This window comes from Sinomonas terrae, assembly GCF_022539255.1.
Lineage (GTDB): Bacteria > Actinomycetota > Actinomycetes > Actinomycetales > Micrococcaceae > Sinomonas > Sinomonas terrae.
On sequence record NZ_JAKZBV010000001.1, the window covers coordinates 4131235 to 4157354 of the forward strand.

Sequence of the window (26120 nt, forward strand, 5' to 3'; positions counted from 1 at the left end):
CCGTCACTTCACCGCGCCAGCGGTGAGGCCCGCGACGATCTTGCGCTGGAACACGAGCACGAGCACGACGAGCGGGATGGTGACGATGGTCCCCGCCGCCATGACGGCTGTGTACGGCTCGACGTGCGGCTGCGATCCGGCGAAGGACGCGATGGCGACGGTGACAGGCTTCGTCTGGTCGGAGGAGAGCTGGCTCGCAATGAGGAACTCGTTCCAGGCCGAGATGAAGGCGAGGATCGCGGTGGTGAACGTCGCCGGGGCGGCGAGGGGCAGAATGACCTTGCGGAAAGCCTGTCCCTGCGTGCACCCGTCAATGCGGGCGGACTCCTCGAGCTCCCACGGCATTTCGCGGAAGAACGCGGTGAGGGTGTAGACGGTCAGCGGGAGGGCGAAGGAGATGTCCGGGATGATCATCGCCTGGTACGTGCCCATCCAGCCGATGTTCGTGAAGAGCTGGAACAGCGGCGTGACGAGCGCGACGCCCGGGAACATCGACGCCCCGAGGATGAATCCCATGACAGCGAACTTGAACCGGAAGTTCAGGCGCGCGAGGGCATAGGCAGCGAAGACGCCGACAATGAGGGCTACGACCGTGGTCACGCCCGCGACGATGAGGCTGTTGAGCAGGTTCTGGGCGAAGTGGTTGCCCAGGCTCGTGTCGAACACCGTGCGGAAGTTGTCCAACGTGACGTGCGTGAAGAAGAACGTCGGGTCGAACGTGTAGCCGACGTTGCGGAAGGCCGTGACGATCATCCAGTAGAACGGTGCGAGGCACCACACAAGGATGACGACGGCGGCGATGTACGTCCGGGTCAGGCCCCAGTCGTACCCCTTCCGACGGCGCTCGGGGACAGAGACGGTCCGCGACGTGGTGGCGGTTGTTGCGCTCATTTCGTCACTTCTTTCCCGAGGAGGTCGCCGCGCCGACGGCGTTTGCGCCGAGGAAGCGGACGAAGATGAACGCGACGATGAAGATCACGAGGAACGTGATCGTCGAGAGGGCCGCGGCGCTGTTGAAGCCCTGGCGGATCTGGTCGACCACGAGGATCGAGAGGGTCGTCGTGTTGTTGGCGCCCTGGGTCATGATGGCCGGCAGGTCGTACATGCGGAGCGCGTCGAGGACGCGGAACAGGATCGCGACCATGAGCGCCGGGCGCACGAGCGGCAGGGTGATCTGGGTGAAGCGCTGCCAGGCGTTCGCGCCGTCGACCTTCGCCGCTTCGTAGACCTCATCCGGAATGAGCTGCAGACCCGCGAGGATGAGCAGCGCCATGAACGGCGTCGTCTTCCACGTGTCGGAGATGATGATCGCCCACCGTGCCGGCCACTCCGACCCTGTCCACAGGATGTGCGTATTGAAGAGCGTGTTCGCGATGCCTTGGAACGCGAAGATGAAGAACCAGAGCTTCGCGGTGACGGCCGTCGGGATGGCCCACGGCACGAGGACAGCAGCCCGGATGACGCTGCGGCCACGGAAGCTGCGCGCCATGATCACAGCCATCCAGAAACCGAGGACTGTCTCAAGCACGACCGTGATGGCCGTAAAGAGGAAGGTCGTCCCCATTGCTCCCCAGAACTGCGAGCCGAGGGTACCTGGCGGGCAGGAGACGCCGTTGCACTGCTGGGCGAGCCAGTGCACGTAGTTGTCGACGCCGGCAAAGCCGCCTTGGACGAAGAAGCCCGACGACGAGAGGCCGGCGTCGTTCTGGAACGACATGACGATCGCGTTGACGACCGGGTAGATGATGACGACTGCGAGCAGGATCAGTGTGGGGAGCAGGAGGACCGACGCCCAGCGGCCTTGCGTGACCTGTTTGCGGTCGGCACTCTCCCTCCCCGGCATTTGACGCGACGACTTCGGGGCTGCCTTGGCCCGAGACCTCGCCGGAACCTCAGTGGACATGGTGACTCCTTTTCTCCCCCTGGGGCCGGGACAAAGGCGGTCCGGCACCGAGCCGGCGCCGGACCGCCCTGGAACACTCAGCGGCTATTTGGCTCCGGCCGCTTGGAGTGCGGATTGCATGTCGCTCAAGGCCTGGTCAACCGACTTGTCGCCCTTGAGTGCTGCGTAAGCGTTGTCCTGGATCGCCTTGGTGACCGCCGGGTAGTACGGGGTGACGGGGCGCGGCACCGCGTTCTGGATCGAGGTCAGCAGGGTCGGCAGGTACGGAAGCTTCGCCGTAAGGGTGGGGTTGGTGTACAGGCTGGAGAGGACCGGTGCAAGAGAGCCCTGCGTCGCGTAGAACTGCTCGGTCTCCGAGCTCGTCATGAACTTCATGAAGTCAAGAGCCGTGGCCTTGTGCTTCGAGTAGACGCTCATGGCGACGTTGTGGCCACCCAGCGAGGAGGCGCCTGGCTGGCCGTCGGTCGCGCCCGGAAGAGGAGCGACGCCGAAGGTGTCCTTGACCACGGATGTCCCGTCAGTCTTGGCCAGGTTGTAGACGTATGGCCAGTTGCGCAGGAACAGGAGCTGGCCGGCCTCGAACGCCTGCCGTCCCTGCTCTTCCTGATAGGTGATGGCCTGCTGCGGGATGTTGCCGTCCTTGTAGGCCTGGACGAGGTTGTTGAGGCCAGTCTTCGCCTGCGGGGTGTTCACGTTGGCCTTGCCCGACGAGTCCACGATCTGGCCTCCGGCGGAGTTGATCGCCTCAGCCGCGTTCACGGTCAGGCCCTCGTACTGGGCGAACTGGCCCGCGTAGCAGCCGATGTTGTGCTGCTTCGCGATCGAGCAGTCCGACATCATCTCTGCCCATGTCTTGGGCGGGTTCGGGACGAGGTCCTTGCGGTAGTAGAGCAGGCCGCCGTCGGAGGTCTGCGGGGCCGCGTAGAGCGTGTTGTTGTAGGTCGCGGTCTTGACCGTGGCCGGCAGCATCTGCGAGGTGTCGAAGGCCATGGACCCTGTGAGCGGCTGAAGCCAGCCCTTGGCCGCGAACTCCGCCGTCCAGACGACGTCGACGTCGACGACGTCATAGTTGGAATCCTGCGCCTGGAAGTGCTGGACGAGATCGTCGTGCTGCTGGTCCGCCTGGTCCGACTGCTCTTTGAAGGTGACCTGCTCGTTCGGGTGCGCCGCGTTCCACTTGTCGACGAGCGGGCGGACTACGTTCGAGTTGTCCTTGCCCTGAACGTAGGTGATCGGGCCCCGGCCGTCGGTGTTCTGCGTGGCGGCGTTGTTGCCTCCGCCGCCCGAACTCCCGCCGCAGGCAGAGAGTGCCAGGGCCAGCACGCTGGCCGTTGCCAACGGCACTGCGTACTTGGAGAACGTCTTTCTCATGCTCGACTCCCTTGTCTGTCGGGGCAGTCTTTCGCCGCCCCCGGGGGTGTGTGACGCAGTTCACCCTAGGCTGCGCAAGAGCTGTGTGCAAGCGCTTACGCACGACTTTTCCATTCTGTGATCAAACGTGCGTAAGACTTGAAAAGCGGGCGTTCTCGGCAGTGTCAGCGGACGCGTTCGGCGCGGCTGAAACGCGCGCGCGGGCCCGACGCAATGTGCAGCAGGACGGGGCAAGGATGCCCGAAGAGCAGGTCCATCCCGCCCACGAGCCGCTCGACTTCGGCAGTGATCGAGTGAGGGTCCGCCCCCTGTCTGGCGACGACCCGCACGCGCAACGCGACCTTTCCCTCGAATTCGACGGCGGCCACGGAGGTGCTCAGGAGGTCCTTGCGAAGGGCGAGGGCCGCGCGAAGGGCCTGATCAGCCGCCGACGCCGCGATGGACACCTGCCCCGGGGCCTCACCTGTCTCCGGAACGCCTTGCTCCGCCTTCCGGTTCGACCAGGCGATGAGGTCCCGGCGGCCAGTCCCTTGGAGCGCCATCCAGCCGATCATCCCCAGGATGATCAGCACGAGCAGGGCCATTGCGAGCAGCCAGAGCCAGCTGACGTTCGTGCCTGGAATGAGTGTGGACGCGAACGCCCGACCCGCCCTCAGTGAAGCCGAGGGCGCCCACTCCGTCCACCACTCCGCGACCGCTGGCACGGCCGCAAGCATGAGCATGAGGACGCCGACCGTGAGGACAAGCAGCCCGAACAGGAGGATGAGGATGCGGTTGAGCAATCGCGGCGTTCCGTTCATGCGCCGACCACCCCCGTGCCCGCGACGCGCACCCGGAGGAGCGGGTACGGATGGGGCCGCAGGCGTCGGAGCTCATCCTCCACTGCGGCGAGGACAGCCTCCGCGCTGACCGGGATCCCCGAGGTCGGCCGTACGTTGACGATTGCCTCGTTGCGGGAAAGCACCACGTTGACTTGCTCCGGACGCACCGTTGCCGCGCTCCGAGCACGGCGGGCGAGCGCCGAGGCGAGCACCTCGTCATCGAGGACGACGGCGACCCGCTGGCCGGGCAGGGACCGGCGGCCGGAGCGGCCGCGAAGAAGTGCGACGAGCACGAAGATGAGCCCGACTACCGCGATCACGAGACCGAGCAGTCCGAGGATGTTCCGATCGGCGTCCTCCGGGAGGCCGGAGACGAAGCGGGCGGCGCTTTCAGGATCGATGATCCAAGCTGGCTGATTGATGGCTTGAAGCGTCGATTCGAGAAGGGCGTAGACGCACAGCAGCGTGACGACAAGGGCCACGATCGCGGACGCGAGCACTCGCCCCGAGCCCGTTTCCCTCCGGACGGCACGATCGAGCCGGTGGTTCGGGCGCATGCTTCCCGGCTCCGCGATTGCCCCTTGGTCATGGGGCGGCGGGGCGTGGTCGCCGTCGTGCGCAGTGCCCGGAGCGTCCACGCTCATACGACCCGCGCCTTCTGGCCGAACGGCGGCCGGACTCCTGCGATGCGGATGTCCACTCTGCTGAGTTGCGCGCCGCTCAACCCAGATACATGGTGCAGAATCGCCGCCTTCGCCGCCGTCGCCCGATCCCAGACACTCCCGCCGGCTGCCGAGACATCCTCGGGTCCCGAGATGGCTCCGAGATCGGGCACCGCAATGGGCGAGACGATCCGCAGAGCCAGCAGCCCGGCGTCGTCCGTCCACGACGCCCGCACCTCACCCGGCCGCACACCGAACTGCTCCGCGGCCGCGGCCTGCGCGAGGCTCGTGAGGGCCTGGGTGCTTACGCGGTTGTGGCCCACGAGCACGCGAGCCGCTGGGGCGGCTTCGCTCACGACGACGAGCGCCTTCCGCTCAGCGCATCCCAGACGCGGCGCAGATCGACTTTGCCCTCGAGGACCCGGCCGAGGACCGCCCCGATGGCCATGAAGATGAGGGACCCGATGAAGCCCCACGCCCCGAACTGGAAGGACATGAAGGCGACAAAGGCACCTATGGCGATGCCAATCACGGTGAGATTCACAGCACCTCGATTCCGGCCGGACCGGCCGAGCGCGGCGCCACAGGTGGCTCCGGCTGGCGCGCATCGCCCGGCCTGCTTTCGCCGATGAAGACGTCGGCGATCTCCACGTTGACCTCGATGACCGTCAGGCCGGTGAGCTCTTCGACGGCCCGGTAGACAGCGGCGCGCACATCGTCGGCGAGCTTCTGCAGCGGAATCCCATACTTCGCGACGAGCGTCACGTCCACGGCGGCCTGGGTCTCGCCGACCTCCGCACGCACGCCCCCCGCGTGATCCGCGCCGACCGCGTCCCGGATCGCGCCGAGGGCCCGGGAGGGAGCGGTGCCAAGCGAGTGCACGCCGAGGACGGATCGTGCGGCCGCCGCCGCGACCTTCGCCACGGCCTGCTCTTGGATAATCGTCCGGCCACCAGGCTCGGGAGGATCGACTGCGTACGCGGGCGGGCCCGGTCGCACCTCAGGATATTGCTCCATGCCGTTCCCCTCGCCGTCTCCCTTGCCAGTTCAGTGAGCCCTGATCCCACCTTAGTACGGCATAAAACACGAACGCCTTAAAACACGAAACCCCCGATTTCTCGGGGGTTTCCCGATCTCTCGGGTTTTCGCTGTGGCTCCCTGGCCGAACAGCAGGACGATCTCGCCCAAGAGACTGCCTTGGACGAGCGATCCCTTGGAATCGCCCACGGCATCTCGCCATTCTCCTTTTCACACGCGTGCTCTGGGTCGTCGGGCTGGCCGACAACGGAGAAGGCGGGCTCATCCAGACGATCCTGCTCGTCGGTTCCTCGGGACGATCGTGCCCAACTTCGCCCTCACCCTCCGCAGCGGAGCACCACTCATCGGCCAATAACTGCCGGGAAGAGCAGGCCAAATAGCGCTGCGATTCACAGCGAAGGCTTGTCCTCGTTGTCCTTGCACCCCGCGCCGTCAGACTCTTCAGCTGGCTGGGTCATACATGAATGCCCGCACCTCCTGGGCGCACCGGCAGGCCGCCGCAATTTTCGCAGCCCATTCGAATGCCGCCTTGCGGGAGGGCAGCTCCAGTATTGCGTAACCGCCTTCGATCTGCTTCGTCTGCGGATATGTCCCCTCAGTGACCGCACCATCCCCATCGACCCGAACGGGCAGAATGCTCTCGTCGATTCCACCGCCGAACACCCAGACGCCCGCATCCTTCGCCTCTGCCACAACCGCGTGCGCTGCATCCGAAACTGCTTGCATATCCTCGGCGGCAACGTCCATAGCGCCGCTCGGGAACGAAATCAGGTACTTCGTCATCGTCGACTCCTTCTTCCTGCCTCAGGGATGACTGGGTCAAGGATCGGACCCATCGTCGCCGAAGCGGCGCACCGTCACAAGGTTCCCATCGTGAGCGTGCCGAAGGCGTAGCCCGGAGGGCCTGTACCGGCGGCCGGACGCCCTACGATCGGGCGGCCGGCACCAGGGCCTTTTGCCCGACGCTGCTTGCGTCTGCGTCGCCACATCGTCACCCAGCGGAGGAGGGAGGCTCGGTGTGGCCGGGCCTCCCTCCTCGCTGTCCGGCGCCGTGTGGGAGAGGAAGGCGCCGGGGTCTTGCGGGCCGGTCAGAACTGTGTGACGGAGATGCTCTGGACGGCGGTGCTGTTCGCTGCCGAGAAGACCGTTCCCGCGTTCACCGCGTAGGAGGCGTTCTGGGCTGCGATGAGGGCGGTGTTCATGTCCCACAGGAGAGTCTCGCGGCTGGGGAGCAGCTCGACGGTCTCGGCGGACAGTTCGGTGATGGTGAGCTTGGTCATGATGGTCGACTCCTTGATGGTGGCGCCGTGGAGGCGGTGCCGGATGGTTGGGTGGTTCTGGTTCGAAGTTCGGACCGGTCCAGGGCGCAGGGCGGGGTTTCCCTGCCGCGGAGCGCTGGTTCCCGGTCCGCGCTCTCGGCTAGTGCTGGAGCACGCCGACGAGCTGGAGTGCGCTGGCGTTCGCCGTAGACCCGATCGTCGCGGCATTGACCGCGATGGCAAGGTTGACGGCGACGACCGGTGCGACGTTGATGTCGAAGAGCATCGTGTCGCGTTGCGGTAGCAGCTCGGCGTGCTCGGCGGCGATGTCTTCGGCAAGCGGTGCCTGCATGGTGTCCTCCTGGGTTGTGGCACCCGACGCCGACGTGGTGGTCGACGCCGGGTGCGTGTCGGTGCAGGGTCAGAACTGGGTGACGGAGACGCCTTGGAGGGCAACGCTGTTCGCGGCCGAGAGGACGGTCGCGGCGTTGACCGCGTACGAGGCGTTCGAGGCCAGGATGCCGGCGACGTTCTGGTCCCAGAAGAGGGTCTCGCGGCCCGGGAGCAGCTCGACGGTCTCAGCGGCAAGTTCGGCCTTGGTGAGCTTCTGCATGATGTTCACCCCCTTTCAGCGGTGGGTCGTGGCTCTCAGCTCCTGAGAGCTGGTGCCCGGTTCAGCTGTGTCGGCCGATCCGGAGTCTGCGGGAGGGGATCGCGTGCCGTGGCAGAGGGCGCGGCGCGCGAGGGGTGAGGCGCCGGATGGCGGCGCGTCCGACGGTCCCAAACGCCTGGGCCAGGATCAGCACTGATCCGACGGCCGGAAGCGCGATGAGGGTGATCGCGAGCACCGAGAGGGCGGCTTCGAGAGGCTGGCCCGTGGCGAGGGCGATCGAGAGGTTCCTGGCGTGGGCGGCCACGGCTGTGAGAGCGGACGAGAGGATATAGGGCAGGCTCAGAGCGAGCCACACCACGACGCCGGCGAGGAACGGGACGACGACGAGCACCCACGAGGTGACGATCCATCGCGACAGCGGCCTGAGCTCGCTCACACGGCGGTCGATGCCCCGACCCGGGACGAGGCTGCGCAGCACGGGCCCGACGCGGGCGAACAGGTCCGGGACCCCGGCGAGGTCCGCGAGGACGAAGTATCCGTCCAGTCGGATGGCGGGCGGGAGCTGCTGCGCCATCTGGAGCTGGGTCATGATGACGAGCAGAAGCAGCAGGGGACTGCCCGTCGCAAGATAGCCGAGGCCGGCGCCGAGGACCCACCACAGATGGAAGTAGAGGCCGCCCAAGTCGGTCCGGATGCGGCCGCCGCGGCTCAGACGATACGAATCGGTCACGTCCGTGTAGAAGGCCGGGAAGATGATATATAGGCCGACCCCGATGACCCCTGGCCTCGCCCCGCCATATCGGCAGGCCGTCGCATGGCCCACCTCGTGCACGAGGGCGCCGACGCTCATGAGCGCGAACAGGCTCAGGAGCAGCCCGGGCGTGAGGAGCACGTCGTTGAGTGCGGCGGCGGCGTTGGACCTGACGAACAGGAGCAGATCTAGCCCGACGAGCGCGAGGCACGCGAAGACGACCACCGGCGCCGTATACAGGGGCTTGAGCAGAACCGAGAGACGGGCGACGGCGCTGCGCGGCAGGAGCGTCGTCTTCGCGCTGAGGGCGAGGAGGGGCGTGGCCTTGGGAACCGGCGTGGCGACGCGGGCCTCAGGATGCTGGAGGAGACCGAGCGGCTCGAGCTTCTTCTCCGCGAGCAGTGTGAGTCCCTCGACATCGAGCTCCCGGCCGAAGCCGGCGCTCACACGGCGTGCGAGTTCCTCTGAGGGAAGCGGGAGGGCAGCCTCGGTGATGATGAGATGGAGGAGTTCGCCGAGCTGGACTACCTGCCCGTCCGAGCGGCGGACGAGGTACGTCACGTGGTTGAGGCCCGAGCCCGAGACGAGTCCGAGAAGCTCCAGCCCGGCCGTGCGCTCCCAGCGCTGCGGCGGTGCGGCAAGGTCCTGCGACATGTTCGTTGCTCCTGGCGTTCTTGGATGGTGGGGTGGTGGGTGGAGGCCGCTGGTCGCGGCGATGGGGAGAGCGGAGGGAGACGGCGTTGGGGCCGTGGGTCCGGGGCCCCTGCGGTGGCCGGCCGCCCCGTGTTGATCTGCTGTGGCGATATTCAGTCGAGCGGCGTGAGCCCTGCTGCTCTGAGGGTCCTGTGGGTGGCCTCTTCTGTGATTCCGCTCGATCCGTCCGAGCCTGGCTGGGGGTGCAGACCGCTGAGCTTGAGGGTCACCCATCCCGTACTGAGGGACACGTGCTCGACTGTCCCGCTCATGCGGCCACCAAAGCCACTGTCGCACTCGGCCTTCTGTCCGCAGTACAGGTCTGAAAGGTCGCACAATTCGATCACTCTCCACTGCTCTCTCTATCCGATGTGGATACGTTTAATGACTCAGCTCGCGGGTGCCGGGACTGCTTGCGACCGGTGCCCCGCTCCAGAACCGTGCAGCTCCGAGGCCATGTCTCCCTCCGGTTCTCGTGGTGGGGGAGCCAAAGTGCCCGTCCCTGCGGAGTATCTCGATGCGAGGGGAGCCGCAGCCGCTGGTCGTGCTTCCGGACCGGTCCCCCAGCAAGCTGCGCTGCCAGGGAATCCAATAGGGGCTCCGCACACCGGGCAGTCGTCACGGACCGATTCCCGCTCGGGTGGTACTGACGGGAGGATCCCAGTGGGCGGCTGACGTTCCCGTCGGCTGTGCACTAACGCAATCCGCTTCATGACACGCCTCCTGTTGTTTCAGAAGCTGACCGATGGCGGAGAGGGGAGGGAAGCGGCGTTGGGGCCGTGGGTCCGGGGCGGCCTGCGGCGGCCGGCCGCCCCGGACAGGCGGGGCAGGGTCAGCCCTGCGTGACCGTGATGAACTGGCCGGCTGCGCTGTTGGCGACCGAGCCGAGCGTCACGGCGTTGAGGGCGACCGAGCTGTTCGAGGCGAGGATGCCCGTCCAGTTCAGGTCGAACACGAGGGTCTCGCGGCTCGGGAGCAACTCGACGGTCTCAGCGGCAAGGTCGGTCATGGTCAGCTTCGTCATGGGACTCAACTCCTTGTAGTAGTGGTGATCTGAATCGGTGTCGCGATTGGGTCAATCGCTAGAGTTATTACATCGAATGGATTGTTATTCCGGAGTTATTGGCGTGTTATCGCTCTGACGTGGGAAAACGTTGCCGCTGGATGCCCCGAAAGAGCGGCGCGAGGGGCGTGGAGGCGGGCAGTGCGGGAGGAGAAGGGCCCCCCGTCGGCAACCTTTGAGGCTGCTGACGGGGGCCCTGGCAGGGGCGAGTTGACGCCCGGCTCAGCCAGCCGTCTCAATGTCGATGCGGGCAGAAGCGGGGAATGCTTGGGCGTCTGCCGCAATTGCGGCCTCGGCGCGATCCGCGGCGTCGTCCGCATCCTGCCTCACCTCGCCAGTGTGTTCAGGCGCGGCGTTGGAGCCGCCACGAGCTGGAGGCCGAGTTCTTGACCTATCGGCTGGATTCTGGCGCTCGCCGCGGCGGAGAGCCCTCCTTGCGAGCCTCCGATGACGACGGCCGCAGCGGCCCTCGGTCCTGTGAGGATCTGCACTGAGACGGCCGATGAGGAGCGGCCGGCGCAGCTCGATCAGGCGGCAGCGACGTTCTCGGCGACCGCTGCCGCATTGCCACCCGGACCGTCTGAGGCTGCTCGCGGTACCCGAGCACCCATCGCCTCCGCTCGTCGCGACGGCGGTCGCGACCGCTTCCACTCCGAACGACCTGCCATTCCTCACGTCTCCTTCGGCCGTCAGGACTGTGCGGCAAGCACAGGCGTGCGGTTCTTCGCGGCGAGCGGGCCGGGGAGACCCAATTCGTCGCCCGCGTTCCCGCCGATCGCCGCCTCGAGCCGCCGCGAGGGCTCAAGGCCCATTTCGTCGCGCAGCCGTCGGCGGAAGTCTTCGAGCGTGCGGTGGGCGCCAGCCGCGTTGCCCGCATGGATCTGACCGCGGATCATCAGCGCGTGCGCCGATTCGCGCAGGGGTTCTATAGCAGCGGCGTGCATCGCTGCAGCCACGGCCGCGGCCGGATCGTCGGTCCCAAGGTGGTGGCGCGCGATCGCCTCCAGGGCGGAGATGCGCACTTCGCGCAACCGCTCCTGCTGGAAAACGACCCAATCGTCGTACCAGCCGGGGAGGAGTTCGGCCGAAAAGAGCTTCTCGGCGATTCCAGCGCCGATGCCGGTGCCTGTTCGCGCCGCCTCCGCGCTCCGTCGCAGTGCTTGAACGTCCACCGCGACCTCGGTGGACAGCGACACCGGATCAATCCCATCGTCCAGAAGGCCGGGTAGCTGGTGGCGGACCTTGAACAACGTGGCCCGCAGGCTGCCCGAAGCCTGGCGCTCGGGACTCTCCGGCCAGAGGAGGCCGGCAAGATAGCTTCGGGAGCGCTGGCCCACGAGGGCCAGAGCGGCGATGAGGCGCTGCTGGCGGGCTCCCACCGCAGTCGCCTGGCCGTTGCACAGGAGCTGCCAGCACCCCAAAAGGCGCAGTTCCCATTCCATGGGCGAGACCCTCCGTCGAGAAGCGAGACCCCGCGGAGGGGCCTCGACTCGGCGACGACCCCCGCGATCCACGCCTGCTGAACGAAACAAGCATGACAACCCGGAGATAATCCAGTCAATAGATTTATTCGCAGTGACAGGAGATCTTGCGGAACTTCCAGCGAGCTACCGGGACCGTGAAGTCACCGGTCACGCGCGGGCTCGCTGTCCCCTTGTGCGAGGCCACTCGCGTTCCGGGCCCCAAGCCAATCGCTCACGCTCTTGACAACTGTCTTTGGATCGGGGGTGACTGTCAGTTCTCCAGGCTCCCACGCGCCGTCGGACGCCAGCCATGACGCGGGCGCGCCCTCGCAGAGGCGAAGAAGGAACTCGCCAAGGCCATGGCAGGGAAGAACCGGGGCGGGACCATGACGCTGAGCCAGTGGCACGGACGCCACTGGACCGCGGTCGCAGCCTCGGTCCGACCGGCGACCGCGCGGGCACACCCCCGCCCGCGAGATCAGACGCCCCTCCCAGGAGGCCGGGATCTCGCCGATCGACTATCCTCTTCGACGCCGGAGCCTCAGCCGCCGACGTCCAGGCCGTCCTCAGAAGAGGCAACCCCCGTCAAGCCCGGAACGGCCGAGTAACCCGCCCCTGGCCTGGAAAACACGAAATCCCGCACCTCGTGGTGCGGGATTTCCGATGTGGCTCCGACCGGCGTCGATCCGGTGACCTTTCGAGTAAGCGTAAGGCACTTTCGGGGGTTTCTGCGGGCTACCAGTATCTTCGATCGCCGCAGGTCAGGGCTGCCTTCTGCTGTCACCCGCTTTTGGCCGCTGTCATTGAATCTGCGGGATAGATGCGGGGTCCGGGACAGTCTCTGGCGGGGGCAGGAGTCGAAGATCGTGCGCATCCGCCTGGAGACTGCTGCGCCACCGCTGCTTTGCAGGCAGGGGGTTAGGGGTTCGAGTCCCCTTGCCTCCACTGAGAGGAATGAAGGAAGCCAGGCGTTCTGAACGCCCTTGAAGCGTTGAGTGAGCCTAATGTCGCAGGTGGGCTACCGGATTGGCCGGCCGTCCCGGATCCTCTCGTCATTCTGTTGCGCCTTCACCGACGGCGGATGTTGTCGCGGGCCGCGACCACCCGCTCCTGCGCGGGGGCGTGGCTCAGTTCTGGGACCACGGGCTCGACGCCATGATCAGGTTTGAGGAGCAACGGCTCCTTGCATGGGGACCCGCTCTGGACCTGCTGTCACCGACGGATCGGGACGTTTAGTTGGGCCGTGTGGATCGCCGTGACCATTGGAACGAGCGGCGGCCCTCATCCACGGCTCCAGCACGGAGGGCGCCGTGCGCAATCTCTGTCGGTGCCTTACCGTACGCTGATCGAGCAGAGCGAGGTACACAGGGGGTGCACGATGAAGCTGACGTCGTTCCGGGTCCGCCGGTACAAGAACGTGTTTGGATTCGACGGAAGTGTCGGTGGAATCGGACGTCACGACGCTGGTCGGGATGAACGAGTCGGGCAAGTCGACGATGCTGGACGCCCTCTACCGGCTGAACCCGGTCTACGGAGACGAGTTCATCGAACGGGACGACTACCCTCGGTGGCGCTGGAAGCGGGACGGGCGGAAGGAGGATCTCTCTGTTGTCACGCCGATCGAGGCGACGTTCGAGCTTGACGAGGGTGACCTCGATGCCCTGCGAGGTCACCCTAGGCGATGGCGTCACGACCGAGAGAAAGGTCACCATCGGCCGGCGCTACAACGGCTGTTGCTGGATCCGTGTGTCGGTCAACGAGCGCAGGTTCCTTCAGAACGTTCTCGAGGGCCACCCGGAGGCCGAGACACTCCTGGCGGCACAAGCCAATGTCGCCTCGCTCAAAGAAGCTCTTACAACGGATCCGATGCCTTCGCTGACAGCGGTCGAACCGACTGAGGAGGCTGAGGAAGGCACTGAAGAAGAAGATTCGGCCGCTGCCAACGCCGAAGCGCTGGCGAAAATCACGTCACATGTGGGCGATAAGGAGGACCTGGGCGCGATCGCGAGGGGGGTCGTGCTGAAGAGAATGCCAAAGTTCTTCCGCTTCGCTTCGTACCAGAACCTCGAAGGCCGTGCGGACGTCTCAAGCTTGCGCACCCAAGCCGACGAGCAGCCCGGTGCCTCGTCGAAGCAGACCGCGCGCGCCCTGCTTCGACTGGCCGACACAGACATCGACGCGGTGACCGACGCGGAGTTCGAGTCGCGAACGGCTGAGCTTGAGGCGGTGTCTAGTGACCTTTCCCGTGAGATGTCCGAGTACTGGAGCACGAACCCTGAGCTGCGGATAAAGGTGGAAATCGAGCCGGAGACCGTCACGGCCCCGAACGGCCAGACGAGTGTGGTGCGCCACCTCAACTTCCGGGTCGAGGACCGGAAGCATGACTTCACGAACAATTTCTCGCTCCGGTCCTCCGGCTACCAGTGGTTCTTCTCCTTCCTCGCGGCCTTTAGCGAGTTCGAGGATCGCGATGACGTGGTGATCCTGCTCGACGAACCGGCGTTGACGCTGCACGCGAAGGCACAGCGCGACTTCCTGCGCTTCATCAACAAGCGACTGGCCCCTGTCGGGCAGGTTCTTTACACGACGCACTCGCCGTTCATGGTCGAGCAGATCGAGCGGGTCCGAGTCGTCGAGGACCGAGGCCACGACATCGGCTCGGTTACCTCGTCGGACGCGCTGGAGGTCGGTGAGGACAGCGCGTTCCCCCTTCAGGCACCGCTCGGCTATGACCTGTCGCAAAACCTCTTCATCGGGGAGCGAAACCTCCTCGTCGAGGGCCCCTCAGACCGGGCGTACCTCGATGTGATCGGCCGTTACCTCCGCGCCCAGGGCCGCGATGGCGTCGACGAGCGCTGGCGGATTCTCCCCGCCGGTGGGGCGTCGAACGTGCCCGCCTTCGTCTCGCTACTCGGGCAGAAGGTGTCCGTGACGGTGCTGCTTGACTCGGGCACCGAGGGCAGCGGGAAGGTCGAAGCCGCGATGAAGGCGAACAAAATCGCCGCGAAGCGGGTTGTCTTCGTCGGGTCGGTCCTCGAACAGAGGCACAGCGACATCGAGGACCTGTTCACCGCGGGCGACTACCTCGGACTGTACAACGAGGCGTTCGGCAAGAAGCACAAGGTCGGCGACTTGCCCGACAATCCTGATCGGCTCGTGCTGCGGTTGGAGAAACTGGACGGGAAGTTCGACCACTGGCGACCAGCTGAGGTCCTGCTCCGTGACCCGTCCAAGGTTGAGAAGCTCTCGCAGACCACACTGGCCAACTTCGAGCAGCTGGCCAAAGCCATCAACGCAACCCACGGCTGAGAGACATCTCGCACTGAGGAATGGGCACCGATATGGCGATTACACCAGAAGGCCCGCGGCACCCGGCGGGCTCGGTCTACCCGGACATTGCCGTGGTCGCCCAGGGGCTCTGCGACCTGCTCGGCTCTGAGCTCGCCGCATCGATGGCCGGGGTGAAGGACCCGGGGCAGGCGCGCGAGTGGGCCCGCGGGGACCTCGAGCCCACCCAGGCCGCCCAGCAGCGCCTCCGCTTCGCCTACGACCTGCTCCACGAGGTCGAGGCCGCCGAGGGGCGCAAGGTCGCCCAGGCCTGGGCCACGTCCGTGAACCCGCGCCTGTACTACGGGACGCCGCTGAAGGCCATCCGCGAGGACCGCTTCCAGGACACCGCCGCGGCAGCCAAGGCCCTGATGGAAGACGCCTACGAGGGGTGACGCGCAGACGCTCCCCGTTCGCGCCTCCCCGATGGCCAGGATCAGCCACACCTCCAGTGGTCGATCTTCCGCCTAGCACTGAAGGGTGACGCTTGCCTGCCCTCCCCGGATCAGTGGGACGCCGGCACCTGAGGGATTTCTTGAACGAATCGGAAGACTATTCCAGTGTCGGAAGCTTCATTTGGGCCAGTCTCTTCACCGCCTCAGGGGTCGGCCGGCCGAGTTCGGCGTCCAGGACGACCCTCAGTTGTGCGGCCCGGATCCCACGGCGCAGGTAGCGGGCCACTTCTCTCCGTGATGCTGGATCCGTCCGCTGCTTCCCGTCCGGGGATCTGAGAGCGTCCAAGGGCGATGGCAGCGGCGGCATGGGCAGCTGTGCCAGCCGCACTACCGCTTCTGGTGTCTGACGTCCCCGGGCCTCGTCCAGGGCGACCCGCAGCTGGGCTGCCCGGATACCGCGCCGAATCCGTCGGGCTGTCTGTTCCCTCGAGATCCGGGATGCCTCGCCAGCGGCCATTGGTTCGCTCCTTCCCTGCACTTGGGTTCGTCCTGTTCCAGAGGAGCCAGCTGGGGGTGGCTCTCGTCAGCTGGGCCGCTTGGCCAGCTCCGTGATCCTTTCGGGGACTTCCTCCCCAGCCTTCTTCATCGCTGCGATGTAGGCCTTGGCGGCCGCAGCACCGTTCGCGGTCTTCTTAGACACAAGCCGGCTGGTGGACTCCTTCTCGGGCGAGGAAGTGCACCTCCGCAGCCTGGGCCATCTGCCTGAGTAGCCCCACGCCGCCTGGAAGCGTTGCCGGGTCCACAGGGCCCTCGCGCCCGTCGACGACGACGGGCACTTGGCGGCCGAGCATTGCCCAGAAGACCCCGACGCCCAGTGGTTCTGGCGGCGCTGGGCGAAATCCTGGTCGCCCGAAGTGAACGTGCATGGCGTTCAGCATCTGGTGTCGCACGAGGTCACGGCGCGGGCGCAGCGTGCTGCAATTCGTTATCGACGCGATGGTCCGAGCAAGGTCCAACCGCTGGCGGGCGCTATGCGTGGTGAGACTCTCGATGTAGTAGACCGACGTGAGAGGGAAAGCGACACCAGCGTCGGCCGCCTCGCGCACCAATTCCAACACGGCTGAGTCACTGCGGTCCTTCGGGACCCCGTTGGCCGCTCGCGCTAGGCGAATCCAGACCCACCGGTCGAGAAACACTGAAGGGCGAGAGGTGTGCAGGTCCATATCGATACCAGTTCCACTCGTCACGTCATTTTCGCATTCGGGACTGACACTACGCCTTCGGACCGCGGCGGCTTGCGGACTTGAGCGGATCAGCTATCGGGCGGCCTGACGGCGTCAGCAGGCAGACACCCGGAATCGTTGCTGGCGGCAGTCGAATGAATCGTGATTCCGGGGCCAGGTTCCAGAGCACCCGCCGTCATGCTGTCGATGTGCACTGCGAGGCGGCGTGCCGCGCTCGGTGTGGCGGTCGGGAACCAATGCCGGCCGGGGCTCACGAGGATGAGGAGCCCATCGACGTCTCCGACAGGTTGGAAGGTCGGCACTCCGCTGCCGTAAGCGCCGACGCCGAACGCCGATTCCATCGAGGCTGCGACTCCGGGAACGTCCTCGACCGCGATGCCCACTTCGCTGATGCATTGGATGTGCTCGGCGGCGAACGGCTCGGTCCGGTCATCGCGGATGTCCCTCCGGATGATGAATTCGAGGATGTTGCCATCCGGGTCCGAAAAGTAGAGGGAGTGGGCGTTCCAGTGCGGCGCCGTTTCGAATTCATCCCGGCCATCAGCGTCGCGCAGCAGAGGCTACCCGCTGGCTGATCCATTCCTTCGCGCTCTCGAACATTAGCCGAGGGATCGTGAAAGCGAGATGCTGCGCGCCCGGGCCGGCCGGACCTTCGTGCAGGGTCAGGAGCGACGAGCCCGCCCGAACGGTCAGAGTGCCGTCCTGGCGAACCGTGGGAAGCCCGAGGACCGAACCGTAGAACGCCTCCGCGCGCAGGAGGTATTCTGTCTCGAATTCGACAGAGCAGATGCGCATGGATTCCCCCAACATGCTCAACTTTGGTTCAGGTCAAGTCTACAGGTGGGGCTGGAATACCGGTTTTGGGGGAGGGATCGTGTTTCCGCCTCTACTTCGGCGATGGAAGCTTCATCTGGGCCAGTCTCTTCACGGCCTCGGGGGTCAGGCGGCCACGGGCTTCGTCCAGGGCAACCCTCAGTTGCGCGGCTCGGATTCCTCGGCGTATATAGCGGGCCACTTCTCTGCGCGAGGCTGGATCCTTCGGGAGCTTTCCGTCCGGGGACCTGAGGGCATCAATGGGTGACGGCATGCGCAGCTGCGCCAGTCGTACCACGGCTTCTGGCGTCGGACGTCCAAGCACCTCGTCCAAGACGACCCGCAGCTGGGCCGCCCTGATACCTCGCCTGATCCGTTGAGCGGTCTTTTCTCTGGAGATCTGGGATGACTCGCCAGCAGCCATTGGCTCGCCCCTCTCTGCACTTGGGTTGATGAGCTCACTCTCATCAGCTGGGTCGCGTGGCCGGCTCCCTGACCCACTCTGGGGCTTCCTCCCCGGCCTTCTTCATGGCGACGACGTAGACCTTTGCCGCCGCGGCACGGTTCGCGGCCTTCTTGGTCACGACCCGGCTAGTGGGCACCTTCCTGGGGATGGTGCCGGTCTCGTCGTCCACCTTGGCCAGCTTCCTGACCGACTCAGGGACTTCCTGCCCGGCCTTCTTCATGGCCGCAACGTAGGCCTTCGCAGCGGCGATACGATTCGCTTCCCGCTTGGACACGACCCGGCCGGTGGGCACCTTCTTGGGCGTGGTGCCAGTCTCGTCGGCCATCAGGGTTCCTCCGTCTTCTGCTGGTCCCATTCTGCGTGCCCCTTCGCGGCGCCGTCCATGGTCTCTTCCTGGTCGCCGTCGAAGAGGAGCGGCCGTAGCGCCGCGGCTGCCCTCGGAATGACGCAGGCCGGGGCGGCTACGCAAGTGGCGGCAGCTTCAACCGAGCCAGTCTTTTCACGACCTCGGGAGTTGGCCGGCCGCGTTTCTCGTCGAGGGCGACCCTCAGTTGCGCGGCCCGGATCGAGCGGCGCAGGTAGAGCGCAGCTTCTCTGCGTGATGCCGGGTCCCTCCGGAGCTTCCCGTCCGGGGACTTGAGGGCGTCCAGCGGTGACGGCAGCGGGGGCATGGGCAGCTGCGACAGCTGCACGACCGCGGGTGGGGTCTCACGCCCCCGGACCTCGTCCAGGGCGACCCTCAGCTGGGCCATGCGGATACCGTGGCGTATCCGTAGCGCGGTCTGCTCCCTTGAGGCTGGGGACCGCTCGTCACCGGCCGACGGCAGCAGCGGCAGGGGCATCTGCGACAGCTGCACGACAGCGGGCGGGGTCTCGCGTCCCAGAGCCCCGTCCAGGGTGACTCGCAGCCTGGCTGCCCGGTTGTTGCGGCGTATCCGCAGTGCGGTTCGTTCTCGGGAGGCCAGGGACCGCTCCTTGCCAGCCGACATCGGCATCATCTCCCTTTCTGCATCTGGCGACATCATGGCAGCGGGGGCAACCATCAGTTAAGGGCCGACATCTCGGCCGGCCCGGCATCGCCGAGGATGCAGTCATGGCCGTCACAGCTGGCGAGGCCCGCTGAGAGCTGGCCCGGCTGATTCAGCGGGTCAACCTCGACCGCACCGAGAACGGTCGTCTCGAAGCATGGCTCCGCGGTGCTGATCTCGAAGGCAGAGTATGACTCACTGGGTGGGGACACGGGCTACCTGCTCCAATTCCCAACCAACGCACAGCATCTCCTCTCGGCACTGCGCGAAGCCCGCGGATCTGGTGCCGCTCGCGGATGACCGGCCCCCGTCACACCGAGCCCTGACCGTCATGCCCACGATGGGCCTCGCGATAGGCCGTGAGGGCGTCGACGAGGAGTGCGTTCCTGTTGCCACCCGTCCAAGTGCCGGCGAGTCTGTCAATTACCTTCATGTGGTTCCTGTGGAACCGTACTGCACGGGTCTCGGCTTCGGCCGGACCCAGGGATGGTCGGGAGGGAACACGCGGCCGGGCGAAGATGTCGTTGAGCGGGACAGTGCTGCTGTCGGGCGAGAAGATCTCGGTGAGCCGGTCTCCCGCGGCCGCCCAGTTGACGGCGTCCAGCACGATGTCTTGGTACGAGAGGCCGGAAGCCCAGTGATGCTCTGCCAGCCAGCGGTTCAGATCTTTCGCCAGGTAGAGGGTCACGTAACCGGAATGCTCAGCGTCGCTGGCCTCGACTGAGGAGGGCGCCACCGGTGGGACAACCGGAGCGCTGGATGCAGGCTGCGATGGCAGATCTCTGCCTTCCTCTGATGGCTCCACCGCAGCCGCCGCCGGCTCTGTTCCCTGGGCCAAGTTCCGTGCCCCGACACCCGGAGTGTCGACGAGGCTATGAGCGCTATGGCCTGCTTCCGTCTGCAGGACCCTGTACCGCCTCTCGACCGCCGACAGATTCATCGCTGCCAGTACCCTCACCCGGGGTGGGGTCCCGCGCCCGGACTTCTTGTCGTGCTTCAGCCTCAGTCGTGCTGCACGGACCTCGTTCCACAGGGCGGCGTGCTCTTCCTCGCTGATCTTCAAGTTGTAGGTCCTGTCGTGCCGCTTCGAACCAGACGCTCTGCGTCGGCTGCGCCTGTGCCGCAAATGAACACTCATGAGCAGGACCGTAGCCTTGATGACGCGGCCCGCGCGACGAGGCAGACCCCCGTCCGCCGGTCGTCAGCGCAGCCGTAGGAAAACGGTTCTGCTCGGCGACGAGCAGTCTCCCGTCCCAATGGACAAAACTGGGCCGTCTCGAAGTGACGTGGTCGGCTCCGTTTGTGACGTCATCGACGGCGCCAGGGCTTGCTCGACTACCCCCGGTGGGCTCAGGTCGCGGAGTTGGACCTGTCAACGATGGTCCGCAGAGCGCCCGCTCAATCCGTCCCTATCGACGACGCGATAAGGTCATCCTCGATGGTGACCATCTCAGCGATCTTGGTGGCAATGATGGCCATCGAATCTTCCGCCGTGTCCAACCCGTTTCGGGAACCGAGCAAGGGGCTGACCATCCGAAGTTCGTCATAGGTCGTCTTGTGCACGACAGGGATCAGCAGGTCCCGCGCAAGGAGTGCCGAAAGCTCCTTGCCCGAGACCCCGCGGGTTGTCGACGCGCTTAGGGAGCGCCGGGGTGACCAGCACAAGACCCGTACGCGACTTCGCCAGGCCTCTGTCGATCTCTCGCAGGAACGGTTGGCCAAGGACAATGTCCTTCTCGCTGAACCAGACAGACACCCTTTCGGCTGTAAGGAGCTCATGTAGTTCCGTGGCGGCACCGCGCCGGTCATCCCATGCGTGGCAGAGAAAGACGTCCCGAAGGGCAGGCTCTTGGCATGCTCTTGACTCTGCCGTGCGGCGAAGAGGGGTCAGGGCCCGCACTTGGTCAGCGGTGTAGGTGACGGCTGAGTTGCTCGGCGACCAGCTCGGCCGCGTTCTGCCGCTGACTGATCCGCCGCCACCGCTCGAACTCCCGCTGCTGCGTCGCGGCGTGTAGGCCGGCGGCGAGTAGTAGGACCTGGACGAGTATCCAGAGCCTCTGCCGCCGTGCACGGGGCAGGCCGCCGCTCCAGCTGCCGTTCGGTGGCCACGCGAGGGGGCTGTGCACCTACTCATGGCCCGATCCTATCCACTCGGAGCCTTCCGGCTGGGTGGACGCGACTTCGGCCTCGGCCTCGGTCTGGAGTATCCACACGGCCGAGCGGTTCTCGCTGTCTCACAGACATCTCCTAGATGAGCCGAGCCTCGTTCACCGGCCATGCGTCGCTGAACGGGTCTCGGAAGGCGGTCTCAGAAGTCTCCGTCGCGGGTCGGAGTTTACGTGACGGAGGCGAACGAACGGTGCCGCGCGCCAGAGCTTGCTTATTGGACGTTTGAGGGCCCCAGCTTTCGGAGTCCGTGAATTCCTTTGTTCACCGGAGTCCCCGGCCACAGTCTTGCCCTGCCTGGCCTGTGCCCGAGCAGTTCCAAGAAAGGAGATGCCCCGCCGGCGGGGCCCGGCAGGGCTTCTTGGGTGTTGCGGGGACGGGAGGTCGGTGAACGACGACCGCCTGGACTGGCTGCCCGCGTTAGGCGGAACCGGGCAGCACCTCGATATGCAGGGGTGCGCAGAAGTCGGTCAGCCAGTCCAGGTCCGGGCCTACGGCGAAGATCCGGCCACTACCGGGCACGACCTCAAAGTCGCCCTCGGTCACACGGTCACCGAAGAACATGTAGGCCCGATCGCTGTTGTCCTGTCGGGACATCCAGGCGATCCCGTCGAAGCCGGCGGCGTGCGCGGCCTCTGCCCATTTGCGGGTCTGCGGGTAGTTCTGACCAGGTGTTGTCGTCAGCTGCTCGGGACCCACCTTCAACGCCCGCAGGTCGGTGCCCAGGAACGACGCCAGGCGCACTTCCCGCTTGATCTCCAGGGCGGCCATGACCTTGCTCTGGTAGTCGCCGTAGGAGATGACTCCTCCGGCGACCGGAATGTTCCGCAGCAGGGTTTCCGCGACGGCAGCCGCCTCGGTAGCGGCGGTATAGAGCACCGGAACGGCAGGTGTGCCGAAGAAGTGGAACCTTCCTGCGCCCTTGGGTCCGGGGTTGAACTCGTTCGTCCTGAACCGGTTGTCGTGCAGACGGTACATGCCGGTTGTGGCCGGCATGACGATGGTCCGGGGCCGGAAGGGCACTGGCGGATCCGGTGTCACCGGGCCGCCAGCGGTCACCAAGTACCCTCGAACTGATCCTTGGCCGCAGCCAGCACCCGGTCTTCTTCGCCGAGGTGGTCGACGGGCCGGTCCTGCTCGTGGAAGAAACTGCTCGGCGAGGTCAGCCAGAACACCAGGTCCTCGTCCGAGCGACCATTCTCCCGGGCAAGGGCGATGAGCTTGGGCATGACCGGCACGACGGCGCCTTTTTCGGCGTCGAACTGGAATCCGGGGAACCGGTAGGAGTTCGCCCGCATCACGCCGACGATGCTGCCTTCGCTGCGCAGCGTGGAGGCGATGGAGCGGTTTGGCTTCCTCGATCCCAGAAGCTCAGCGACCTGGATGCTGGTAAGCATGCCGAATTCCTTGTCGATGCTGCGCCAGATGTTCTCGGCAGCCTGGAGGCGCCGGGCCGTCTGCGGGGAGACCGCAACCGGACTCGTGGCCATGGCTGCTCCGAGGGCGTGGACGCCTTCCCACACGGTGCTTGCCAGGCTGTTGAGTGCATCAGGGTCAAGGACCGTTGCCTTTGCCGCGTCGTGGGCTGCACGGGCGGCAGGCTCGAAGCCCAGAGGGGCCAGGTGTGTCCTGGTGGCTGCGAAGGCATGAAGCGTATCGAGGACGGCTTCAGGAGCGACGTGAAGGTCGTCCAGCTCCTTGAGCAGTTGCAGCTGGGCCGGGCTCGGGTGCTCCGCAGCGGTCATGGTCGACCCTCCTTCTCGTGTTTCCTGACGTTTTTTACACTCCGATCATAGTGTCATTTTCATCAATCGGATAGGGCCGGGCGTGCTGCTGCCACCCGGTGAGTGGGGGCATGGTGGTCGAGGTCGTAGCACGAGCGCCCGCAGGCCAGGCAGCGCCAGATGGTGCGCTCGGCATTGACGCAGTTCATGGCGCCGTGCAGGAGGCAGCGCGGCTTGTTCCAGATCGGGTCCAGCGAGACACCCCGGGTGCTGACTGTCGCCCGAAGAGACCATTCCCCGCGCGACTGGTTCGTGGCCGGGTTGAAGTTCGGGCTGTCGATCATGTCGATGATGTTGATGGTGCGGCTTCCTTCGTAGCAAGCGTGTCAACGGCCAGTTGGTTTTCCCCGTGGACGGCCAGTTGTTCTCCCCGGTGGCGGCCATCTTTCCTCCCCACGTATGGCCAGTTGATTCCCCGGTTCGGGTTTGGACTGTCTGTCGGGTCAGCGGAAGGGCGTCACCCCCTTGCCGGAGGCGGCTTGGGCGAGGCGGTAGGACTCGCCCTTGGTCTCGACCCGGTGGGCGTGGTGCATGAACCTGTCCACCGTCGCGGTCGCGATGGTCTTGGGCATGATCTCGTCGAATCCGGCCGGGGCGAGGTTCGAGCTGACCGCCATCGCCCGGCGCTCGTAGGCGGCGTCCACGAGGCGGTAGAACCCCTCGGCGGCGTCTGGGGAGACCGGGAGCAGGCCTATGTCGTCCACGATGATCAGATCGCTGCGCACGACCCTGGTCAGGGCCCGGGCGATGGAGTCGTCGGCGCGGTGCTTGCGCACCAGGGCGCCGAGATCCTCGATCCCGAACCAGGACACGATCATGCCGGCCTCGACTGCCGCGTGGCCGAGCGCCTCGCAGAAGTGCGACTTCCCAGTCCCCGACGGCCCGTAGATCGCGAGATTCTCCCGCCGGCGGACCCATTCGAGGGACTTGAGTGCTTCCTGGGTCGGGCGCGGGATCGGGGAGAGCTCCTCGTCCCAGTCGCCGAAGGTCTTCCCTGCCGGGAAGCCGGCGGATTTGCGGCGGGTGATCAGGTTGGCGCGGTCGCGGCCGGCGACTTCCTCCGCGAGCAGGACCCGCACGAGCTCGGCCGGGTCCCAGCGCTGGGCCTTCGCGGTGGGGATCAGGTCCGTGAGCGCCTTGCGCATGTGGGGCAGCTTCAGCCGGCGGGTCAGCTCCAGGGCCTCGGCCAGCGGGTCGCCGTGGGCGCGGGCGACCACGGTCTGCATCGTTGTGATCGTCACCGGTCCTCCTCCTCGCCCGTCATGTCGGCGGCGGCGGGCTCTGAGCCATCGAGGCGGCCCCAGCCGCCCGTGCCCGGCTGGAGGGAATGGGCCTCGGAGGCCCGGGAGGGCTCCACGTGGGCGAGCCCGGCCTGGTAGCCCAGGATCGAGACCAGGTCCCTGTCGGCGAACCTGCCCGTCGTCGCGGCCGTGCCCAGGGCCCGGTCGACCTGGTCGGTGCCGTAGAGCTTGGCGAACGCAACGGCCTCGGCCATCTTCGCGCGGATCCGCCTGGCTCCCGCGGCGGCGGCCTCGACCAGCCACGCCTTGGCACCCGCGCCGAGCATCAGGAACGCTGCCTCCTCCGGGGTGGTCGCCCTGGGCTGGCGGTCCGCGGCCTCATCCGCCCGGGGCGGGTAGTGCGCGTCGTCCAGGACTGGGGTCCCGGGACGCCCGGTCGCATGCCGGGCCACCTCGCGGGCCTCCCCGCGCTCGGCCACGGAAGTGACGATGACCTCCTCGCCCGCCTCGCGCACCCAGACCCTGGTGTTGGCCAGCTCGTGCGGGACCGAGTACCGGACCCCGTTCATCGACACGGTCGCGTCCCAGTTCACCCGGCGGGTGGTCCCGAACACCACCGTGAACGGCGCCTTCGGAAGCAGATGCAGCCGCTCCCGCTCCGCAGCGAGCATCGCCGCCGGCGCCTGCCGTGTCTCCCGGTGCGGGCGGGCGTTGACCTCGTCGCAGAAATCGTGGCACGCCTTCTCCAACTGCCCGAAGGTGCGGTACTCCTCGAGCAGGTTCGCCGCCGTGGGCACCAGGTCCGCCTTCGAGATCCGCACCGTGGACTCCGAGCCGCCCTTGGACTGCGGGTCGGCGGGAACGCAGGTGCGCACGGTCATCCCGTAGTGGCGGCCCATCTCCACGATCTGCGGGTTGCGCACCGCGACCCTGGCGATGTGGTCGGCGGTCACGGTGCGCTCGTTGTCGGTCAGCGCGAACGCCGGGACCCCGCCCATCCTGCGCAGCGTGGCATCCATGCACGCCACGACCGTCGGCAGGCTCTTGTCCCAGATCGGGATCACGACGCGGAACCGCGACCACGCCAGCCACGCGCACCACAGCAGCGTCGCCCGGCCCCCGATCCTCGGCCCCCATCCGTAGTCCCACTGCAGCCACAGCCCAGGCTCGACGATCCAGGGGCGGAACACGCGCCGCCGCCCCGCCGCGAACTGCGCCTTGGCCTCCGCGACCGTGCGCCTCGTGGTCCTCTCCGCGCCGGCGAACCCCATCGCGACCAGCCGCTCATGGACCACATCCGCCCGGACCCGGCCTCCCGAGCGCTCGACGAGTTCTTCGATCTTCGGCAGGAACCCGTCGATCGGCCTGGCCCGCTGCCCCTTCTCGCGATCCGGCCCTCCGGCAGCCCGCAGCTTCACATACCTGGCCACCGTGTGATGGTCACACCCCGCGAGCTCCGCTGCGGCACGGTAGCTGCCGGTGAGGTCATACGCCTCAAGAATCTCCATGATCTCCTCGTTGCTCTTCATCCGCGATCATCACCACGACCGGCGGAAGGAATCCCGCACCCGGGGAGAACAACTGGCCGTGGACGGGGAGAAAGAACTGGCCGTCAGCGGGGAACTATCTGGCCGCCAATGGGGAGAATCTCATGGCCGCTGACAGCCGGCGCAGGACCCGGGACACCGTCCGGGCCGGGACCCCGACCCGGGGCCCGAGCCTGTCGGGGCCTTCGCGGTGCTCGGCCCGGGCCGCGAGGACCCTCTGCTCGGTCTCGGGCGCGGTCCTGGCCGGCATCGAGTGCGGCCTCGAGGAGCGGGTCTCCAGACCGGCCTCGCCCTCGGCCCTGTGCCGGTCGATCCAAGTCTTCACGCACTTGCGGGAGACACCCATCGCCGCGGCAATATGGGCCTGCTTCCAGCCGTCCTGATGCCGTTGGACGATCAGCTTCCGCCCATGGACGGTCAGACGGGCGTTACGGTGGGACACGAGAACCTCCGGGTTGGAGTGGGCCTTAGA

31 protein-coding genes, 1 tRNA gene and 1 pseudogene are annotated in these 26120 nt (G+C 66.5%); 3 read left to right on the plus strand and 30 right to left on the minus strand.

Translation table 11 applies throughout. From position 1 onward, the window contains the following. Positions 1-3: 3 nt before the first annotated feature. The 16 genes from L0M17_RS19110 to L0M17_RS19185 all read right to left on the minus strand — a co-directional run bounded on the left by L0M17_RS19110 (position 4) and on the right by L0M17_RS19185 (position 11616). Positions 4-891, minus strand: a complete 888-nt coding sequence (locus L0M17_RS19110; protein ID WP_241055968.1) for a carbohydrate ABC transporter permease — start codon at positions 889-891, stop codon at positions 4-6. A 4-nt stretch (positions 892-895) separates the two neighbouring features. Beyond that, positions 896-1903 (minus strand): carbohydrate ABC transporter permease, encoded by a 1008-nt coding sequence (locus tag L0M17_RS19115; RefSeq protein WP_372498044.1) that lies wholly within the window; start codon positions 1901-1903, stop codon positions 896-898. 84 nt (positions 1904-1987) lie between these two features. After that, complete coding sequence (locus L0M17_RS19120) at positions 1988-3274, minus strand: ABC transporter substrate-binding protein (protein ID WP_241055969.1); 1287 nt, start codon at positions 3272-3274, stop codon at positions 1988-1990. A gap of 164 nt (positions 3275-3438) precedes the next feature. Beyond that, a complete protein-coding gene (locus tag L0M17_RS19125) occupies positions 3439-4074 on the minus strand; it encodes a hypothetical protein (protein ID WP_241055970.1) in 636 nt (211 codons plus the stop codon). After that, complete coding sequence (locus tag L0M17_RS19130; RefSeq protein ID WP_241055971.1) at positions 4071-4739, minus strand: DUF6286 domain-containing protein; 669 nt, start codon at positions 4737-4739, stop codon at positions 4071-4073. Before L0M17_RS19130 ends, L0M17_RS19125 begins: the two co-directional genes overlap by 4 nt. After that, complete coding sequence (locus tag L0M17_RS19135) at positions 4736-5113, minus strand: hypothetical protein (RefSeq protein WP_241055972.1); 378 nt, start codon at positions 5111-5113, stop codon at positions 4736-4738. Before L0M17_RS19135 ends, L0M17_RS19130 begins: the two co-directional genes overlap by 4 nt. Further along, positions 5110-5301, minus strand: coding sequence for a hypothetical protein (locus L0M17_RS19140; RefSeq protein ID WP_241055973.1), 192 nt, complete (start codon positions 5299-5301; stop codon positions 5110-5112). Before L0M17_RS19140 ends, L0M17_RS19135 begins: the two co-directional genes overlap by 4 nt. Next, positions 5298-5774 carry an Asp23/Gls24 family envelope stress response protein gene (locus tag L0M17_RS19145; protein WP_241055974.1) on the minus strand — a complete coding sequence of 159 codons (477 nt, stop codon included), beginning with the start codon at positions 5772-5774 and terminating at the stop codon, positions 5298-5300. Before L0M17_RS19145 ends, L0M17_RS19140 begins: the two co-directional genes overlap by 4 nt. Positions 5775-6236: 462 nt before the next feature. Then, entirely contained in the window at positions 6237-6578 is a 342-nt protein-coding gene (locus L0M17_RS19150; protein WP_241055975.1) for a YciI family protein, read from the minus strand. A 305-nt stretch (positions 6579-6883) separates the two neighbouring features. After that, positions 6884-7075 carry a hypothetical protein gene (locus tag L0M17_RS19155; RefSeq protein ID WP_241055976.1) on the minus strand — a complete coding sequence of 64 codons (192 nt, stop codon included), beginning with the start codon at positions 7073-7075 and terminating at the stop codon, positions 6884-6886. Between the two features lie 139 nt (positions 7076-7214). After that, entirely contained in the window at positions 7215-7406 is a 192-nt protein-coding gene (locus L0M17_RS19160) for a hypothetical protein (protein ID WP_241055977.1), read from the minus strand. A gap of 69 nt (positions 7407-7475) precedes the next feature. Then, positions 7476-7667: a hypothetical protein gene (locus L0M17_RS19165; RefSeq protein WP_241055978.1), complete on the minus strand. Its 192-nt coding sequence runs from the start codon at positions 7665-7667 to the stop codon at positions 7476-7478. 61 nt (positions 7668-7728) lie between these two features. Continuing rightward, the gene (locus L0M17_RS19170; RefSeq protein ID WP_241055979.1) at positions 7729-9072 is read right to left on the minus strand and encodes a hypothetical protein; all 1344 of its coding nucleotides are present in this window, start codon (positions 9070-9072) and stop codon (positions 7729-7731) included. A gap of 152 nt (positions 9073-9224) precedes the next feature. Further along, on the minus strand, positions 9225-9383 hold the full coding sequence (locus tag L0M17_RS19175) for a hypothetical protein (RefSeq protein ID WP_241055980.1): 159 nt from the start codon (positions 9381-9383) through the stop codon (positions 9225-9227). A gap of 560 nt (positions 9384-9943) precedes the next feature. Beyond that, positions 9944-10135: a hypothetical protein gene (locus tag L0M17_RS19180; RefSeq protein WP_241055981.1), complete on the minus strand. Its 192-nt coding sequence runs from the start codon at positions 10133-10135 to the stop codon at positions 9944-9946. A 728-nt stretch (positions 10136-10863) separates the two neighbouring features. Further along, positions 10864-11616 carry an AfsR/SARP family transcriptional regulator gene (locus L0M17_RS19185; RefSeq protein ID WP_241055982.1) on the minus strand — a complete coding sequence of 251 codons (753 nt, stop codon included), beginning with the start codon at positions 11614-11616 and terminating at the stop codon, positions 10864-10866. 867 nt (positions 11617-12483) lie between these two features. Between L0M17_RS19185 and L0M17_RS19190 the strand changes: the two genes are divergently transcribed. From L0M17_RS19190 to L0M17_RS19200, 3 genes are all read left to right on the plus strand, one after another. Next, positions 12484-12582, plus strand: a tRNA-OTHER gene (locus L0M17_RS19190). Positions 12583-13293: 711 nt separating this feature from the next. Continuing rightward, complete coding sequence (locus L0M17_RS19195; protein ID WP_241056512.1) at positions 13294-14946, plus strand: ATP-dependent nuclease; 1653 nt, start codon at positions 13294-13296, stop codon at positions 14944-14946. 32 nt (positions 14947-14978) lie between these two features. Then, positions 14979-15359 carry a hypothetical protein gene (locus L0M17_RS19200; protein WP_241055983.1) on the plus strand — a complete coding sequence of 127 codons (381 nt, stop codon included), beginning with the start codon at positions 14979-14981 and terminating at the stop codon, positions 15357-15359. Between the two features lie 1312 nt (positions 15360-16671). Here the strand turns inward: L0M17_RS19200 and L0M17_RS19205 are convergent. From L0M17_RS19205 to L0M17_RS19265, 14 genes and pseudogenes are all read right to left on the minus strand, one after another. Further along, complete coding sequence (locus L0M17_RS19205; RefSeq protein ID WP_241055984.1) at positions 16672-16986, minus strand: hypothetical protein; 315 nt, start codon at positions 16984-16986, stop codon at positions 16672-16674. Positions 16987-17143: 157 nt separating this feature from the next. Continuing rightward, positions 17144-17398 carry a VOC family protein gene (locus L0M17_RS19210; protein WP_241055985.1) on the minus strand — a complete coding sequence of 85 codons (255 nt, stop codon included), beginning with the start codon at positions 17396-17398 and terminating at the stop codon, positions 17144-17146. Between the two features lie 485 nt (positions 17399-17883). Further along, a complete protein-coding gene (locus L0M17_RS19215; RefSeq protein ID WP_241055986.1) occupies positions 17884-18207 on the minus strand; it encodes a hypothetical protein in 324 nt (107 codons plus the stop codon). 136 nt (positions 18208-18343) lie between these two features. Beyond that, complete coding sequence (locus tag L0M17_RS19220) at positions 18344-18871, minus strand: hypothetical protein (protein WP_241055987.1); 528 nt, start codon at positions 18869-18871, stop codon at positions 18344-18346. A 53-nt stretch (positions 18872-18924) separates the two neighbouring features. Then, complete coding sequence (locus L0M17_RS19225; protein WP_241055988.1) at positions 18925-19122, minus strand: hypothetical protein; 198 nt, start codon at positions 19120-19122, stop codon at positions 18925-18927. A gap of 98 nt (positions 19123-19220) precedes the next feature. Next, a complete protein-coding gene (locus L0M17_RS19230) occupies positions 19221-19598 on the minus strand; it encodes a hypothetical protein (protein ID WP_241055989.1) in 378 nt (125 codons plus the stop codon). 710 nt (positions 19599-20308) lie between these two features. Beyond that, positions 20309-20473, minus strand: a complete 165-nt coding sequence (locus L0M17_RS19235) for a hypothetical protein (protein WP_241055990.1) — start codon at positions 20471-20473, stop codon at positions 20309-20311. Beyond that, positions 20454-21044, minus strand: a complete 591-nt coding sequence (locus tag L0M17_RS23010; protein ID WP_372498045.1) for a toll/interleukin-1 receptor domain-containing protein — start codon at positions 21042-21044, stop codon at positions 20454-20456. The genes L0M17_RS19235 and L0M17_RS23010 overlap by 20 nt, the downstream gene beginning before the upstream one ends. 452 nt (positions 21045-21496) lie before the next feature. Beyond that, positions 21497-22072 (minus strand): RES family NAD+ phosphorylase, encoded by a 576-nt coding sequence (locus L0M17_RS19240; protein ID WP_241055991.1) that lies wholly within the window; start codon positions 22070-22072, stop codon positions 21497-21499. Positions 22073-22131: 59 nt separating this feature from the next. Continuing rightward, on the minus strand, positions 22132-22821 hold the full coding sequence (locus L0M17_RS19245) for a hypothetical protein (RefSeq protein WP_241055992.1): 690 nt from the start codon (positions 22819-22821) through the stop codon (positions 22132-22134). A 62-nt stretch (positions 22822-22883) separates the two neighbouring features. Next, positions 22884-23144: a hypothetical protein gene (locus L0M17_RS19250; protein ID WP_241055993.1), complete on the minus strand. Its 261-nt coding sequence runs from the start codon at positions 23142-23144 to the stop codon at positions 22884-22886. Positions 23145-23303: 159 nt separating this feature from the next. Beyond that, entirely contained in the window at positions 23304-24101 is a 798-nt protein-coding gene (gene istB, locus L0M17_RS19255; RefSeq protein WP_308196793.1) for an IS21-like element helper ATPase IstB, read from the minus strand. Next, positions 24098-25630, minus strand: coding sequence for an IS21 family transposase (istA, locus tag L0M17_RS19260; RefSeq protein WP_290427285.1), 1533 nt, complete (start codon positions 25628-25630; stop codon positions 24098-24100). The genes istB and istA overlap by 4 nt, the downstream gene beginning before the upstream one ends. 127 nt (positions 25631-25757) lie before the next feature. Further along, positions 25758-26090: pseudogene (locus L0M17_RS19265) on the minus strand (leucine zipper domain-containing protein); the annotation flags it as partial. Positions 26091-26120 lie beyond the last annotated feature (30 nt).